The following is a 15,195-nucleotide window of genomic DNA, read 5'->3' as shown; positions in this document are numbered from 1 at the left end:
GGCAGGACGGGACTCGCGCCCGCCAGGGTTAGCGGCGGGCGCGAGTGCAACAACTATCCGGAAGCGTCAGATCCACCCGTACCAGGCGTACTTCTTCAGGCTCTTCTGTTGCTTCATCCGCTTGACCATACGTACGAGAGTCATGACTCCACCTTCGGTTGTGAGTGTGTCCGGTAGGCGCACCTGGATCGCAGGCACCTGTCGAGAGTAAGTGAGACCTGTTGGCGAAAGGGACGTTTCGGTGAAGTTATCGTCAAATGCTATGGGCGTGACGCGAACATTACGCTGCGCGACGTAACGTGGCGCTTGGCCACACCTGCCTGTCGTCGAATAACGAAGGCGCACAATGAGTATAGCGGCATCGACACGGATCGAAACGCTGGACGACGACTTCCACGCGCACCCGCACAGGTATTACCACCGCTGGCGGGAGCAGGGCCCGGTGCTGCGCGTACACGCGCCATCGGGCGTGGTGACCTGGCTGGTCGTCGGCTACGCCGAGGCCCGCGCCGCGCTACGAGATCCACGGTTACGCAAGAGCGCCGACGGCATGAAAGAGCTTTTCCGCCAGAAGTTTCCGGCTGCGCCGGCGAACGCGCCGCTCGCCAACCTCGACCACAATATGGCCAATAGTGACGCGCCCCAACACGTCCGACTGCGACGACTGGTCAACAAGGCCTTCACCCACCGAGCCATCGCCGAGCTGCGTCCCCACATCGAGCAGACCACCCACGCGCTACTCGACGAGATGGCCGAGCACGACGAGATCGATCTGCTCACGGCCTTCGTCTTGCCGCTGCCGGTCCGGATGATTTGCGACATGCTCGGCATCCCCCGCGACGACGTACCAGGATTTCAGCAGTGGGCTCGGGACCTGTTCCGAATCGTCGGCGACGAGCGCGCGCAGGCATTCCGCGAATTACGCTCTTACCTAAGAGGATTGGTGGCGCGAAAGCGAGCTCACCCAGGCGTCGATCTGCTCTCCAGGCTGATCCACGCCCATGACAACGGTGAGTCTCTCAGCGAAGTAGAGCTGGAAGACATGGCCGTCATGTTGCTGGTATCCGGCCACGGAACGACAGTCGATCTGTTGACCACCGGATCACTCGCCCTGTTACGTGATGATTCGCTATCGAATACGTTGCGCACCAACCCTTCAACGCTACCTGCCGCCGTGGACGAGTTCCTCCGATTTGACGGCCCGATCCATTTCTCCACCATCCGCTACACCGCCGAGCCGATACAAATCGGCGACACAGAAATCCCAGCCGGCGAATTCGTACACATCGCAATCGCCGCCGCCAACCACGACCCGGCACATTTCCCCGACCCCGACCGCCTCGACATCACCCGCGACGCCGGTCACCACCTAGCGTTCGGCCACGGCGCCCACTTCTGCGTAGGCGCCCCCCTGGCACGCATGGAAGCAACAGTCGCCTTCTCCGCCCTACTCCACCGCTTCCCAAACCTACACCTAGCCTGTCCCTACCCAGACCTGACCTGGCACAACAACTTCGGCTTTCCCACCCTCACCGAACTCCCGGTACGCCTGGGTCCCACCAGCGCTAGCCGAGGGTGACACCTGACTACGGGGACCGCCGTCAGCAGAGGCCCGTTCATGGTCTTTATGCTCACCAGGTGGAGGGAAACGGGTGGGAATGGGATTCTTCGCTGTACCGCGGTAGTGCCGCGTACTACGCGCGCGGTCGGTTGCCGTATCCGACGGCGCTTGCCGAGGCGCTGACCGTCGAGCTTCGTCTCGATGGCTCCGGTCGACTGTTGGACGTCGGATGCGGTCCTGGTTCGCTGACTTTGCTGCTGGCCGGCGGGTTCGAGCAAGCCATCGGGATCGACGCCGACGCCGATATGATCCGCGAAGCGGGTCGGCTCGCCGCACAGGCTGCGATCCCCAACACCCGGTGGGTGTGCATGCGCGCCGAGGATCTTCCCGCTGGACTCGGCCGCTTCGAATTGATCACCTTCGCGCAGTCGTTTCACTGGATGGAACGGCCGAAAGTCGCTGCGGCGGTGCATCATATGCTCGAGCCCGGCGGTGTTTGCGCCCACGTTCATGCGAAGACATATCAAGGGATCGCCGGCACGATAGCGACTCCGTACCCCAAACCACCGCATGCGGCGATCGAGAAATTGGTGCACGCCTACCTCGGTCCGGTGCGCCGCGCGGGCGCGAGCCTGCTCCCGAACGGCACAGCGTCCGGCGAGGACGCGATCTACCAGGCCGCGGGCTTCACCCGACAGCGCCGAATCGATGTCCGGGGCAGCGTTGTCACACGCACGACCGATGACGTTGTGGCAGTGGTCTTCTCGCTATCCAGCTCGACACCACATCTGTTCGGCGAAACCCTGGCCAGTTTCGAGACCGAACTCCGCCAGCTCTTACACAACGCCAGCCCGAATGGAATGTTCAGCGAGCACACCCACGAGATCGGCATCGACATCTGGCAGCGTCAAAGCGGATGAATAGTTCCAGATCCGCGTGAGCTCCTCTTGTGTGAACAGACCGTCCGGACAGGCGATTTCGATACACTTACCCACGGTGAAAAGGGTGCGGGTGTCACGTCCTCTTGGCTGAGCGATGCGCCCGAATGTCATCGAACGCATTATTCCGAGTGACGGGAACGAAATGAGCATCAGCAAACAAATCGCCGCTGGCGAACTGGACAATCTCACGTTTCACGGCAAGCTCGAAGACGGGCATCTGGTGCCCGATGGCCTGCTCGGCGATCAGGCCGCGATGGACGACATCGAGGTCGGCATCTACGTGCTGGAGAAGGACGGCACGCTGATCGCCTGCAACAAGACCGCCATCGGAGCCTGGGGACGCAGTCCCGAACTGGGCACCAGCGAGAAGTACTGCGGCGCGTTCCGCTTACGCTACCCCTCCGGCGAGGTCATGCCGCATGAAGCGGCTCCGCCCTCGGTGGTCATCAATAACGGCGGCACCGTCCGCGACGCCGACGTTATCTGTGAACAGCCCGATGGTTTCCGGCTGCTCGCGCTGGTCAACGTCTTCCCCATCCGCGACGAGTCCGACGAGGTAGTCGGCGCGGTCAATATCTTCCGCCACAACACCACTAAGACTGTGCCGGGACTGCTGGCCTCGGCAGACGCCGGCTGAGCTCCCTTCGACAGCCACGCAGCGCCTCTCCCCGGCGGGCACGCCTGCCGGGGAGAGGCGCTGTTCTGTACGTAACGTATCAAAGCCATTTTCCGACAGCACCTTTCGACAGGGTGCGCGCACGCTGTCGAGTATCGGAGATTTCCAGGCCGGGTAGGTCTGATGGGGAGGATGACAGTTATGGCGCAGGACGCCGATGCGTGGCTTCGCAAGGTCAGGAAGTTCAACAAGGTGGTCATCAGGCTGCAGAAGATGGGGATCGCGCTCGGCCCGCACTACCTGATCACCACGAAGGGGCGCCGGACCGGCCAGACACGAATCGCGGCGATCGGCGTGATCCCCATTGCCGGACAGCGCTATATCTTCCAGGCGTATCCGAAGGCCGCCTGGGTTGCCAACGTGCGCGCTGCGCAGACAGTCACCCTGTCCAGGGGTCGCCGGTCCTCGGTAGTGCGGTTGGTCGAATTGCCGGTCGAGGAACGACGGCCGATCCTGCACGACCACATCGCGAACAGTCATGCGCGAGTAGGCAATCTGTTCGTCACCACCGGCTTGGTCGACAACCCGACTCCGCAGGCGGTCGCCGATGCCGCGGATCGGATCGCCGTGTTCCGCGTCGAACCCGGGTAAGGCCGAACGGAGCCGTGAGTGCCGCCGGGACCCGGGGTGCTCAGAACGGGCTCGCGGCGGCCAGCGACCAGGTGAGGCCGATCGCGGCGATCACCACCAGCAGCAACAGCCCCAGTAAGGGTCCGGGGATGTTGTCGATGAGAGCGGGTTCGGTGCGGTACGAGCGTGAGACTGCCATGGATGGAAACCTCCGGTAGTCGGGCGGGGGGATAGCACCGCGATTCCCGGTTCCTCGAGCGTCAAACCCTGGCTGGCTGATGGGCCGGTGAGTGACTCGCGGCACCGCGCCGGGTGATGCCGCTGACCTGGGCTACTCCCCACAGAATCAGTGCGGCGACGGAGTAGGCGGCGCCGACCCAGCAGGAACCCGACCATCCCCACGTGCTGTAGGCCCAGGTGGTGGTGATTGCGCCGACCGCGGATCCGAGGGAGTAGAAGGCCATGTAGGCACCGATGACGCTGCTGGCGTGGTTCGGGTGCGCCGCGGTCAGCAGGTGCTGGCTGCTGACGTGGACGGCCTGGACGGCGAAGTCGAGCAGGATGATGCCGACGATGAGCAACCACAGGGTTGCTCCTGTTCGGGCGATGAATGGCCAGGCGGCGGTGAGTAGCACCAGCGCGGAGCCGGTAATCGCCTGTGCACGACCGGAATCGGCCCATTGTCCGGCTCGGGCGGCGCCTAATGCTCCGGCCAGGCCGACCACTCCGAATAGGCCGATTTGTGTGGTGCCGAGATTCCAGGGGTCGGTGCCGAGCGGGAGGGCGAGCCCGCTCCAGAGGGTTCCGAAGGACGCGAAGAGGAAGAAGGTGATCAGCCCTCGACTCAGGAAGAGGCGATCCGTGCGGACGAGCCGACCCATCGATGCCAGCACCTGCGCGTACCGTGCGCCGGAAGTTCTGCTGTCCGGGTCGAGTATCGCGCGGACGGTGAGCGCCAGTGCCACACAGAGCACGGCCAGCAGCGCGTACACGGCACGCCAGCCGACCGTGTCACCGAGCGCACCCGCGACGACACGAACGCCGAGAATGCCGATCACCACACCGGAGGTGACCGCGCCGATATTGCGCCCCCGCTCGTTCGGCGCGGAAACAGCGGCGACATAGGCGACGGTCACCTGAACCACGACCGCGAACAGACCCGCGACCGCCAACCCCACCACGGCGACCACACCGTTCGGCGCGACGGCCACGACCGCGGCGCCCACGGCGGTGAGCACCAGATGCACGGTGATGAGCCGACGACGATTCAACACATCGCCGAGCGGAACCAGCAGGACGAGACCGGCGAAATAGCCGACCTGTCCGGCGGCGACCAGCCACCCCAACGACTCGCGCGCCAGTCCCAATCCAGTGCCCGCCGTCGCCAATACCGGCTGGATCGCATAGATCGTCGACACCGCCACCGCGCACACCAGCGCCAGCACCCACCGCTGCGATCTCGTGACTCCTACGGCCACAACACCTCCCGAAATTAGTAGCAAAATGCAACTATTCGAAGATAAGGCATAATAGTTTCATATTGCAACTGATCGAACGGAGGCGCATGACCGCGACGCCCGGTTCCGGCCGCGACTGGACCGACCCCACCTGCCCCGTCGCACGCACCGTCGACCTAGTCGGCGACCGATGGAGCTTGCTGATCGTGCGCGACGCCATGGACGGCGCGGCGACGTTCACCGAATTCCAGCAACGGCTCGGCATCGCCAGAAACATCCTCACCGATCGCCTGCGCAAACTCGTCGACCACAACATCCTCACCACCAGCACCGCCCCCGGCGGCAAGCGGCACAGCTACGAACTCACCACGGCAGGCCGAGACCTCTTCACCGTCGTCGTCGCATTACGCCAGTGGGGAGAACGCCATGCCTTCACCGCCGACGAACCCCGCTCGACCCTCGTCGACCACGACGGCAGACCCGTCGCCCGACTGCGCACCGAAGACCACGCGGGCAACCCCGTCACCGTGGCAACCACCCGAGTTCACAAGGTAGGCGCGCCCTGACTATTTCTTACGCCCCACCGCGGCATACCCGGCGGCAGGCGGTTTCGGTGCGGTCGCGGAATCCGAGACGGGCAGCGGGACAACACCGGGCGCGGTCAAATCCGGCGCTGCGCCATCGGGATACCACCGGCCGATCGGCACGATGCCCGGTTCGATCAGTTGCAGACCAGAAAAGAAACGGGCAACCCCGTCATAGGTCCGCGCCTCCATCTTGATGCCGCTCGCTTGGTAGGCCCGCACCGTGCCCTGGACCGTCTCGGGATCGAGGTCGGCGGTGAGGTGGGTCATCACCAGGAACGAGCCAGGCACAAGTGGTGCCAGCAGCTCGTCGATGATGTCGTACATCTGCTCGCCGGGCACGAAGTGGCACAGCGCGATCAGGCTCAACGCGACCGGCTCGGCAAAGTCGACGGTATCGCGCAGTTGCGGCGCCGCAAGGATTTTCGCCGGTTCGGTGACATCGGCCTCGATGTACTGGGTCCGTCCCTCCGGTGTCCCGGTCAGCAGCGCGCGGGCATGGGCGAGCACGATCGGATCGTTGTCGACGTACACCACCCTGGCGTCGCGGGCGGTCTCCTGAGCCACCTGATGCAGATTGGGCGCTGTGGGAATCCCGGTGCCGATATCGACGAACTGGCGGATACCCTGTTCGCCGAGATAGCCGACCGCACGATTCATGAACTCGCGGTTCTCCCGCGCGACCACCCGAACATTCGGAATGGCCTGCTCTATCTGCGCCGCGGCCGCCCGGTCGGCCGCATAGTTGTCCTTGCCGCCCAGGAAGTAGTCGTAAATGCGGGCACTATGCGCCTGCCCCTGCTTCAGATCCGTCATCCCGTTCGCGTCCGCCACGACACCCTCCGCACTCGACAACCCCAGTCTCCCTGACGAGTTAACCACCCGCCGCGATTTCGATCAGGTGCGCGGTGCTACGTGAACGACTTGGCCAAGCGGCTAATTCGTCGTCGCCGCTCGCTGCCCGTCCGGCGGCTTCTACAGCAGCTCGTGCTCCAACCGACGCAGCGTCCGATAGGACCGTTCGATCTCGGCTGCGTCCTGATGCACGAGAAACACCACGCCCGGAGACGAATTGAGGTCGACCGTAGGCCTGGTCATCGCTTGATCGGCGATGCGGAAGCGCACGCTCTCGATGGCGGGCAGCCGTTCGAGCTCATCCCGGAGCGCCTGGGCGGGCAGCGGAACCTCCCGGTGCGCAATGAGATTCACGCATCGTGCGTGCGCCCGCCGGGTATACACCGACGGCTGTGCCGCCAGCGCGCGTCCTTCGCCGAGGTAGCAGTCCATCGTCAGGTCTACCTGGTTCACTCCCGTGCCGCGATCGAGCGCGCGTGGATCGGCCAGCCCCGAGAGCCGCGCCGCGGTCTCCAACAGCACGGGACCCGCTGCGGTATAGATCAATTCGGTATGCGCGGGCCCGTTCGCGATGCCGAGCGCGTCGAGCACGCCGGAAACGTAGTCGAGGATCTCAGTGCAGCGCGGATCGTCCTCCGGCAGCAGGTCCTCGCAGTCGTAGATCCTGCGGTTGTCCCGCACCGTCACCTTGTGGCTGATCCACGCGTCGGTGAACCAGTGCTTACCGTCCCGGCTGACCGAGTTGACGATGAACTCGTCCCCCACCAGATATTCCTGTGCCAGCACGGCCGAGTTGGTCCGCAGCATCAAATTCGTCTTGCCGATGATCGCCCGGACCGCGGCACGAACTTCCGCCGCGGAGTCGCTGATGAACACGTCATCGGATCCCGCGCTGTCCAGCGGTTTGACCACCACCCGCCCGAGGCCCTCGGCGCGCCGCCATTCCACCAGCTCCGTCGCGTCACTGCCGCGCCGTTGCCGCGCGGTCCGCAGCCCCGCGGCGGCCACCGCCTCCAGCATGTAGAACTTGTCCCGACGCACATGCGACAGCGCCGGATCATTGCCGCGCAACCCGAGTTTCGCGGCGATCTCGTCGGCCACCTCGACGCCGTACTCGCTGCCCGCGATCACCGCGACCGGCGCCAAGTCGGCGAGCCTGCGCAAGACATCGTCGGCCTGGTCCGCGTAGGACAGATCCGCGGCGAACAACTCGGCGGGCAAGCTCGCGGAGAACGTCGCGGGCAGGTGCGAACGAGACTGGACATGGATCAACCGATGCTGGTGCCGCGCCTGCCGAGCGAGCAGCGCCCCGGTGGAGAACGCGTCAACCAGCACAACGGTGGACGAATCATTCTTGGGCATAACACATCTCATCTGCTCGTTCATGGAATCAGCCTGCTGTCATAACTATTCGCGACGTGGTCGAGCATCCCGTAGAGCGCGTCCGAGCCGAGCCGCGCAAGGTCCTCGCGACCGGCGCAGGCGGGCAACGGAAGTCGCCCCAACTTCCCCCACCGCAGCGCACCCTGCTCGTCGATGACCGAGGTGGTCGCACCGAGATTGTCGGAATGCAGACAGTAGGGAACATCGAGCAGCCCGTCGGCGAACGCCCGCAGCAGCGCCACCCCCACATCCGGGTCGAGGTCGAGCACCGTGTCGATGAGAGTCCGCGCCTCATCGAGAACCTCACCGAAATACTGCGCCTCGGCCGGAGCAGCCGGATCGAGCGGCCCGTCCGCCTCTTCCGACGCGATACGCAGCGCCGCAATGTTTTCGGCGACGGACGGAATCTGCCACGCCTCCGACACCGTCTTCACGATCATCCGCTCACACCCGGTCGCCATGGCCAGCCGGGCACTGTCGCGGATCAGCCGAGTCGCGCCATCGGGCGTCCTCGGGAAAAGACCCATGTAGGTGTAGAACACCACATGCCAGGTCACGTCGCCCAGGTACTCGGCGGCGAGGGTTCGCAACGCCCGCAACGCGCCACGATCCTGCTCGGCCAGCGTCCCTTGCGCGTAACTGAACGACATGTACCGCAAGCCGTGCTGCCGGAAGAAGCACCCTTCCAGCACCCCCATCGCCACCAGCAGCGACGGCGGGCACAGCTGACCGAGCAGGCAGCCGCCGAAGCTCTCGATATGGCCGAACTCGGCCGCGCCCGCGAGAAACCGGGTGCTCTCCGCCCACGCCTCGATCGCCTCGCGCAGCGGCAGCCTGCTGTAGGGCAGGCAGTAGGAGACCGGCCCACCTTCCGTCGCGTCCAGACCGACCTCGACCAGCCGCTGGAACACCCGCAGCGGCAGCGCGGTGCCGTGGCGCACCTGGACCGGAAACGTGGGCCCGTACAGCCCGGCAAGCACCTTCCGGGTGTCCGACACCGAGTGCGAGACAAGCGGATACCCGTTCAACTCCTCCCCCGCGGCCAGGCGTTCCAGCGGGCTCTGGTAATCGCCGACACGGGTGTAACTGTCTAGCGTGAGCGTCCCGATCACCGGAAAATCCAGGTGGGCCACCCTGGCCAGACCCGACCGCATGGCCGAGAGGCTGCCCATGCCCATCCGCGGCTGGACAATCAACTGCCCCGCGGCGGCCCGGTCCGCCACGAAACTGTCGAAGAACCCCGCCACGTCACCGGCCCGAAATCAGCTCGAGCGTGGGTAATCCCGATCGCGCATCGACCGTGTGCACCTGGGACTTGTGCGGATCACCCGCGCGCACCCTGGCCATCACGGTGTCACCGGCCGCGAAATCGACCAGCGCGCTTCGGTACAGCGTGCGCAGGTGCGTGATGGACAGCCCGGACACCTCCGCCAGCCATCCGGCGGCGCTGTCGGTGCCCGGCTCGCCGCGCAGCGCGGCATGCAATGCCGGTATCTCGTCGACCCGCTCGGGATGGCACCGTTCGACGAATTCTGCCAGTCGCGCACCCGCATTGGTGAACGGCGAGAAGACCATGGCGACGAGTTCGTCCTCGCCAAGCCCGAACGCGTTCTCGGCATACGTCGCCGCCACTTCGCGCTGCCTGTCGATCTTCTCCGGCGAGTCGTAGCGGCCGAGCGCCAGATCGATGAGCCGGTCCGGCATTTCCTTGCGGCGCATCATCGTCTCGGCGAACTCCAGGTACTCGTGGATCCCGGCCTGATAGGTCCGCCCCTCGACGCATTCGACCCGCAGCCCCCGCAGGTGGGCCATGAGAGTCGGGTTGGCGCAATCGGATTCGGTGAAGCTGAACGCAAGATCATCGAATCGGAAGCCGAGGAAATCGACGATCAGATCCCAATGATCGTGCACGCGATAGCTCACCAGGTCATAGATGGACACGAAGGTGGGCTGCACCGACCGATCACCCACCGCCACTTCACGTTCGGCGGGCTCGTGCTCGTCGTCGCCGAACAATTCACGGAAATACGCGTCGCCGACCCCGCGCAACGCGGCGAGCAGGTCTTGAAACGTCATGCCCTTGCGCTGCACGTCGATGCCGATTCCCTTGGCCAGCCGCAGAATCCACGCGGCATAGAGAGCCTGTTCGCGCCGCGAGTCGCCGGTCATGATCGCGTCGACACCGCCGCGCCACCAGGCGGCGCGACCGTAGAAGTCGGCGACCGCGAGGTTGCAGCTATTGCAGAAGGTGGGCCGTCCGTCACCGGCCGAGCGGTGCCCGTTCATCAGCACGTCGAGCCGGTTGATCGCCACCAGCTTGTCCGGCAGCGGCAGATCGACACGGAAGCGGCGAATCTCGGTGTGGTCGATGGTGAGCAGGTCGACCCGCTCATCGTCGAGCAGGCCCAGCGCGGAATACACCCGATCGATGTTCTCCATCACCGCGCTGACCACCCCGGCGTGCCGCATGTTCGCCACCCGCATCAGGAAGGTTCTGCCGTACGCGAGTTGCAGACGCAACTGCACGGCGCGCACGAAGGCCACGACATAGGTGCTGTCCTTGCCGCCGCCGTAAGCCACCATCACCTTGTAGTCGGCGAGCTTGCTGAGGCCGCCCGCGTCCTCGATCAACTTGTCGCCGACGGCCGCGACGCCGAGGCGCTCGTCGGCGGTGAGGAAGCCGATCAGCTGCTCGTAGCGCACTAGGTCGGCGTTGGCATCATGGAGCGCTTGCGAGCGACGAAGGTCCGAGGCCGCATGTCCGTTGTTCACAGCAGTTCCGCCTCGAAGTCGAAGTTCTCGATGATCTTTCGGATGCCGGCCTCGACGACGTGCTCATCCTCGTGCAACACGATGAAGCGCCCCCGATGCAGCGCGTCGTACGCGCCGCCCGGCGCCAGCACCTCGCCCGGCGCGGGCAACAGCTCACGCCAGACGATCGGCACCTGGTCCCGCATGGACGCGGCCCGCACCACCCGCTCGGTCCGCTCGGCGGACTTGGGCATGATCAGCCAACCCCCGGAGGAATCGACCACCTCGGGCACCGGCGGGACCGGACCACCCGACAGCACGCGCAGAAACATCTCGTACAGATTGACGCCGAACACCCGGTACAGCAGGTGCGGTACTTCGGCGCCACCCACTCGCCCGCCGATCTCCAGGAACACCGGATCACCTGACGGGGTGAGGAATACCTCGAGGTGAAATGGCAAGCGCCGCAGCCCAAGTGCCGAGATGATCTGCCGCGAGAATTCCTCGATCAGTGTGCGCTGCGGCGAAGGCCCCATCAGGACCGAGCCGAGCGGCGTGCCGTGCGCGAAGGACAGACAGTCGTTGATGTAGCGCGAGACCGCCTGGAACGCGACGCGGGCATCGTCATCCGCGAAGCCGTCCACATGGTAGATCTGCCCCGCGATGAACTCCTCGATCTCATAATCGGCCAGCTCGAGGGTGGTCAGCGCGGCAGCCAATTCGGCGGCGTTGTCCACCCGTCGCACCCCGATGCTGGCGGCGCCGCCGAGCGGCTTGAGGATCAGCGGATAGCCGCAGGATTCCGCGAAATCCCGCACCTGGTCGGGACTCTCGCAGGCGGCGAAGCGCGGCACCGGGATGCCCGCTTCGTCCAGCACCTGCTTCATCCGCACCTTGTCCCGGTAGACGGCGACCTCATCGAGGGTCGGCCCCGGAATCCCCAGCTCCGCACGGACTTTCGCCGCGATCTCCAGGGTGAATTCCGACAGGGCGATCAGCTCGTCCACCGGGCCGACCCGCTCGGTGATCTCCCGGACGGCCGCACCGAGGGCCGTCACATCGTTGACGTCCTCGACCCGCACCAGGCAGGCGATCTTCGCCGGATCCGCGAGCACCCCGTCGGCGCCGGGACCATCCACGACGTAACTCACCCGGTTGGCCTCGTGATCGACGAACTCCTCGTAGCGGGTGAGCTCGTTGTCCCATCGGATTCCGTCGAAGAACCGCGGCCACCGATTGACGATGACGATATGCATCAGAACACCTCTCGCGTCGCCGCGTCCGCGCTGTCCCAGGGGCTGATCAGCGCCGGGTCCGCGTGCCAGGCCGAAAACCCTTGGGCCAGACCGAAACGCAGGAAGCCGCGGAAGCGTTCGATGGCGTCGTCGCCGAGGAACACGTCGGTGTAGCCGAGTTCGAGCAGTGTGCGGCGGACCCGGTCGTCGTCGGAAACCGCGGTGGTCAGCTTGCCGCCGATCGCGCACGGCACCTCCAGCCCGCGTTCCCGCAGGCCGGACAGCAGCACCTGCGCGCCGTGAAAACCGTGACCGTTGACGCTCGACACGACCAGCAGGTCGGGCCGGTCCGCGCGGATCGCGTCGGCCACGTGCCGCACCGGCGTACAGGTGCCGAGGTTGTTGACCGTCGCGCCGTGCTCCTCGAGCAGCTTCTGCAGGTAGACCAGGTTCCAGAGATGGGAATCCGATTCGACGGTGCTCAGCACACACCGGAAACGAGCGTTCATGTCACGACCTCAACGTTAGCGTTCTCGCGGGCCAGCAAGGCTTTTCGGAAACTGGCCATCGTCAACGGCAGAAAGACCGCGCCGAACAGGCAGAGCAGGCCGCCCAGCCACAGCGCGAGTCGTTGTGCGCCGATGTCGGCGCCCAGACCGCCGATCAGCAGGCCCGCGATCGGATAGGACAACAGGTTGAGCAGATAGAAGGGACCCATCACCTTGCCGAGATGCGCACGGGGAATCACCTTCACCCGCTGGGTGCGGTTGTAGATGTTGTAGAGCGCGTCGCCGACGAGCATCACGACGAAAGCGGGGGCATAGACCAGATACGAGGGTGCGAGGGCGGCTATCAGTACGGTCGCGCACATCAGCCAAAAGCCCAACGCCCCAATGGGTTCGACGCCGAAGCGGCGCAGCAGGGCGGGCATCAGCAGCAGGTTGAGCAGCCCGGTGACACCGACGGCCGCATTGAGCAGGCCGTACGCGGAGTCGGGCGCGTGGAAGACGTCGGTGACCAGTGCCGCGTTCGACACGATCAGCACGCCGACCACCAGGTTGATGGTGAAGTTGAGGATGCCGAGCAGCAGCACCGGACGGATGCGCACCATCAGTTGCCACCCGATCGCCAACTCCGCCAGCACTTCTCGGGCCGCCCACCCGACGGCGGTGCGCACCTTCGGCCGTGGCAGCGGCAGCCAGGTCACCGCGCTGATCGCGAACGCGCCCGCTGCGACGAGCAGCAGCCACAGCTTGCCGAGGAAGGCCGCGGCCAGAATCGCCAGGGCCGGTCCGAGCGCCATGGCGAGCAACTCCATGTTCTGTACCAGCGACTGCACCGTGGCGATCTGCGAGTCGCGGGCGATCTGCGGCACCATCCTTTCGATCGACATCCGGATGGGCGCCACGCACACCGAAAGGCACGCACCACCGGTCATCAACGCGGGTACCAGCCAACCCGGCCGGGCGAGACAGACCAGCACGACCACGACCAGGATCACCGCGCGCATCACCGCAACCCTGGTGAAAAGCCTTGCGCCACCGTCACGGTCGGCGAGCAGACCCGCGAATGGATACGCGATCAGGGCAGGCAGCCACTCGAGTGCGAACGCGAAGCCGAGAGTGGAGACCTGCTTGGTGTCGTGAAAGATCAACAGCGGCACCGCGAAAAGCACAACTTGTTCGGCAACGAGTCCGAGCAGAACCCCGGTGGCGAACAGTGCGCTGCGTTTACCCACCCCGTCGGCTGCATTCCCCCGGCGCCTGGGCACCGCCCGCTGCTTCACCCCAGCCGTCTCTCGTGATCCCGGATGAGCGGCAGGACGTGGGTGTAGAAGATGCGCATCTCGTCGCGGGTGGGCCAGCCGGAGAAGATGAACTCGCTGACCCCGACCGCCTTGTACAGGTAGAGGTAGTCGGCGACCTCCTGATAGCTGCCGACCACACACAGCGCGGGTCCGCCGCGATAGGGGACGAAGCCGGAGTAGATCATCGGCGACAGCCAGTCATCGGCAGCCTGCTCGGCCAGCCGGAAGGTCGTTTTCACGGCTACGGAATCCGAGGCGGCCACGACCTGCGCGACCCACTCCCGATGTTTTTCGTCCGGGTTCTCTTGCATGGCAGCAAGATCCGCGAGCGCCTGCTCCCGCGTCGCCCTGGCCAGGATGTGCATACGGGTACCGACCCTGGCGCCTTTGTCGAGGACCGGCCGGGCCGCGGCGCCCATTCCCTCGGGCGTATCGCCGTAGCGCAGCCAGCAGTCGCCGTACATGGCGGCCGTCTCCTGCGCGATCTCCGAAGCGCCACTGAGGTAGATCTCGGGCCTGCCGCCACCCTTGTAACCGAGGCCGAGCGCGGCCTCCTTGATCACGTAGTGCTCACCCTCATACGACAGCGGCGACTGCCCGCTCCAGAACCGGTGGCAGATGTCGAGGAACTCCTGGGTGCGCGCGTAACGTCCGTCATGGGCGACGAAATCGCCGTATCCCGCCTGTTCTGCGGGCGAGATGCCCGCGACGAGATTCAACGAGATGCGTCCGTCGGACATCCAGGAGATCGTGTTCACGACCTGGGTGAACAGCGTCGGTGACAGCAGGCCGGGCCGGTAGGCGAGGATGAAGGTGACATTCTCGGTCTCCCGGACCAGCGCGCCGATCATCGGCAGCGGGTCGGGCATGTAGTCGGCGATGCCCATCAGCAGGGAGTCGACGCCGAGCGCGTCGGCCTCCTGTACGAAGTCCACCATCCCGTCGAAGTCGAGTTCGCCGACTCGGTACTTCTCGGTCGCCTTCTGTTGCCCGCTGTCCAGCGGCGCACACCAATGGAACCGCAGCTCCCCCTCGCCCGGGTTTCGGGTCTGGGACAGTGGGGCGAAGTTCGTACGGTCGTAGTTCATTTTTATCGGATTTCACTTCCGGTATCGCAACGGAGGCAGCATAAGGCGCGCAGCACCAATTCAGGCAATAGCCGATCCAAGACCACCCTCTCAGAATGCACACGTCCGGAGCTGTGCCCCCCGGAAGCTCCCAAAGGAAGTCGCGCCCCCGTGCCGGCTTCCCCTGCCCTGTTAAGGCAAAGTTACCTCGACTGTCCGCCGCTGTCAAAGGAGTATAAGCTGCCTGCACGTCACACTTGCACAATTGTTCGGCCACCGAACTCTGCGCTCATCCAGCAAATGATCTT

At 65.3% G+C, this 15,195-nt stretch carries 16 protein-coding genes; 5 read left to right on the top strand and 11 right to left on the bottom strand.

What is annotated here, in order from left to right:
* Positions 1-66: 66 nt before the first annotated feature.
* The gene (locus tag ACIBCN_RS27770; RefSeq protein WP_218023992.1) at positions 67-144 is read right to left on the bottom strand and encodes a tryptorubin family RiPP precursor; all 78 of its coding nucleotides are present in this window, start codon (positions 142-144) and stop codon (positions 67-69) included.
* A gap of 202 nt (positions 145-346) precedes the next feature.
* On the opposite strand from ACIBCN_RS27770, the gene ACIBCN_RS27765 reads away from it, so the two are divergent.
* From ACIBCN_RS27765 to ACIBCN_RS27750, 4 genes are all read left to right on the top strand, one after another.
* Positions 347-1,579: a cytochrome P450 gene (locus ACIBCN_RS27765; RefSeq protein WP_396994617.1), complete on the top strand. Its 1,233-nt coding sequence runs from the start codon at positions 347-349 to the stop codon at positions 1,577-1,579.
* 59 nt (positions 1,580-1,638) lie between these two features.
* Entirely contained in the window at positions 1,639-2,481 is an 843-nt protein-coding gene (locus ACIBCN_RS27760) for a class I SAM-dependent methyltransferase (protein WP_396994616.1), read from the top strand.
* 115 nt (positions 2,482-2,596) lie between these two features.
* Positions 2,597-3,139: a histidine kinase gene (locus ACIBCN_RS27755; protein WP_396994615.1), complete on the top strand. Its 543-nt coding sequence runs from the start codon at positions 2,597-2,599 to the stop codon at positions 3,137-3,139.
* 180 nt (positions 3,140-3,319) lie between these two features.
* Entirely contained in the window at positions 3,320-3,769 is a 450-nt protein-coding gene (locus tag ACIBCN_RS27750; RefSeq protein ID WP_396994614.1) for a nitroreductase/quinone reductase family protein, read from the top strand.
* A 40-nt stretch (positions 3,770-3,809) separates the two neighbouring features.
* On the opposite strand, the gene ACIBCN_RS27745 is transcribed toward ACIBCN_RS27750, so the two are convergent.
* Complete coding sequence (locus ACIBCN_RS27745) at positions 3,810-3,947, bottom strand: hypothetical protein (RefSeq protein ID WP_396994613.1); 138 nt, start codon at positions 3,945-3,947, stop codon at positions 3,810-3,812.
* A gap of 61 nt (positions 3,948-4,008) precedes the next feature.
* Positions 4,009-5,226 (bottom strand): MFS transporter, encoded by a 1,218-nt coding sequence (locus ACIBCN_RS27740; RefSeq protein WP_396994612.1) that lies wholly within the window; start codon positions 5,224-5,226, stop codon positions 4,009-4,011.
* Positions 5,227-5,312: 86 nt separating this feature from the next.
* On the opposite strand from ACIBCN_RS27740, the gene ACIBCN_RS27735 reads away from it, so the two are divergent.
* On the top strand, positions 5,313-5,771 hold the full coding sequence (locus ACIBCN_RS27735) for a winged helix-turn-helix transcriptional regulator (RefSeq protein ID WP_396994611.1): 459 nt from the start codon (positions 5,313-5,315) through the stop codon (positions 5,769-5,771).
* On the opposite strand, the gene ACIBCN_RS27730 is transcribed toward ACIBCN_RS27735, so the two are convergent.
* The 8 genes from ACIBCN_RS27730 to ACIBCN_RS27695 all read right to left on the bottom strand — a co-directional run bounded on the left by ACIBCN_RS27730 (position 5,772) and on the right by ACIBCN_RS27695 (position 14,908).
* The gene (locus ACIBCN_RS27730; protein ID WP_396994610.1) at positions 5,772-6,623 is read right to left on the bottom strand and encodes an SAM-dependent methyltransferase; all 852 of its coding nucleotides are present in this window, start codon (positions 6,621-6,623) and stop codon (positions 5,772-5,774) included. It lies immediately after the preceding gene.
* 141 nt (positions 6,624-6,764) lie between these two features.
* Positions 6,765-8,006 carry an ATP-grasp domain-containing protein gene (locus ACIBCN_RS27725; protein ID WP_396994609.1) on the bottom strand — a complete coding sequence of 414 codons (1,242 nt, stop codon included), beginning with the start codon at positions 8,004-8,006 and terminating at the stop codon, positions 6,765-6,767.
* Positions 8,007-8,026: 20 nt separating this feature from the next.
* Positions 8,027-9,274, bottom strand: a complete 1,248-nt coding sequence (locus ACIBCN_RS27720) for a methylaspartate mutase (protein WP_396994608.1) — start codon at positions 9,272-9,274, stop codon at positions 8,027-8,029.
* Between the two features lies 1 nt (position 9,275).
* Positions 9,276-10,799 (bottom strand): hypothetical protein, encoded by a 1,524-nt coding sequence (locus tag ACIBCN_RS27715; RefSeq protein ID WP_396994607.1) that lies wholly within the window; start codon positions 10,797-10,799, stop codon positions 9,276-9,278.
* Positions 10,796-12,034, bottom strand: coding sequence for an acetyl-CoA carboxylase biotin carboxylase subunit family protein (locus ACIBCN_RS27710; RefSeq protein ID WP_396994606.1), 1,239 nt, complete (start codon positions 12,032-12,034; stop codon positions 10,796-10,798). Before ACIBCN_RS27710 ends, ACIBCN_RS27715 begins: the two co-directional genes overlap by 4 nt.
* A complete protein-coding gene (locus ACIBCN_RS27705; protein WP_396994605.1) occupies positions 12,034-12,522 on the bottom strand; it encodes a cobalamin B12-binding domain-containing protein in 489 nt (162 codons plus the stop codon). Before ACIBCN_RS27705 ends, ACIBCN_RS27710 begins: the two co-directional genes overlap by 1 nt.
* A complete protein-coding gene (locus ACIBCN_RS27700) occupies positions 12,519-13,751 on the bottom strand; it encodes an MFS transporter (protein ID WP_396994604.1) in 1,233 nt (410 codons plus the stop codon). The genes ACIBCN_RS27705 and ACIBCN_RS27700 overlap by 4 nt, the downstream gene beginning before the upstream one ends.
* Positions 13,752-13,795: 44 nt before the next feature.
* On the bottom strand, positions 13,796-14,908 hold the full coding sequence (locus tag ACIBCN_RS27695; protein ID WP_396994603.1) for an LLM class flavin-dependent oxidoreductase: 1,113 nt from the start codon (positions 14,906-14,908) through the stop codon (positions 13,796-13,798).
* Positions 14,909-15,195 lie beyond the last annotated feature (287 nt).

Source organism: Nocardia sp. NPDC051052 (genome assembly GCF_044456045.1).
In the GTDB taxonomy this organism is placed as follows: Bacteria; Actinomycetota; Actinomycetes; order Mycobacteriales; family Mycobacteriaceae; genus Nocardia.
Note: the sequence above shows the minus strand (reverse complement) of the source record. Positions and strands in the feature narration are given on the sequence as shown.

What these genes read in the sequence shown, in the direction of transcription:
- ACIBCN_RS27770 (WP_218023992.1), bottom strand. Translation starts at nt 144, where the DNA reads ATGACTCTCGTACGTATGGTCAAGCGGATGAAGCAACAGAAGAGCCTG.
- ACIBCN_RS27765 (WP_396994617.1), top strand. Translation starts at nt 347, where the DNA reads ATGAGTATAGCGGCATCGACACGGATCGAAACGCTGGACGACGACTTC.
- ACIBCN_RS27755 (WP_396994615.1), top strand. Translation starts at nt 2,597, where the DNA reads ATGCGCCCGAATGTCATCGAACGCATTATTCCGAGTGACGGGAACGAA.
- ACIBCN_RS27750 (WP_396994614.1), top strand. Translation starts at nt 3,320, where the DNA reads ATGGCGCAGGACGCCGATGCGTGGCTTCGCAAGGTCAGGAAGTTCAAC.
- ACIBCN_RS27745 (WP_396994613.1), bottom strand. Translation starts at nt 3,947, where the DNA reads ATGGCAGTCTCACGCTCGTACCGCACCGAACCCGCTCTCATCGACAAC.
- ACIBCN_RS27735 (WP_396994611.1), top strand. Translation starts at nt 5,313, where the DNA reads ATGACCGCGACGCCCGGTTCCGGCCGCGACTGGACCGACCCCACCTGC.
- ACIBCN_RS27725 (WP_396994609.1), bottom strand. Translation starts at nt 8,006, where the DNA reads ATGCCCAAGAATGATTCGTCCACCGTTGTGCTGGTTGACGCGTTCTCC.
- ACIBCN_RS27710 (WP_396994606.1), bottom strand. Translation starts at nt 12,034, where the DNA reads ATGCATATCGTCATCGTCAATCGGTGGCCGCGGTTCTTCGACGGAATC.
- ACIBCN_RS27705 (WP_396994605.1), bottom strand. Translation starts at nt 12,522, where the DNA reads ATGAACGCTCGTTTCCGGTGTGTGCTGAGCACCGTCGAATCGGATTCC.
- ACIBCN_RS27695 (WP_396994603.1), bottom strand. Translation starts at nt 14,908, where the DNA reads ATGAACTACGACCGTACGAACTTCGCCCCACTGTCCCAGACCCGAAAC.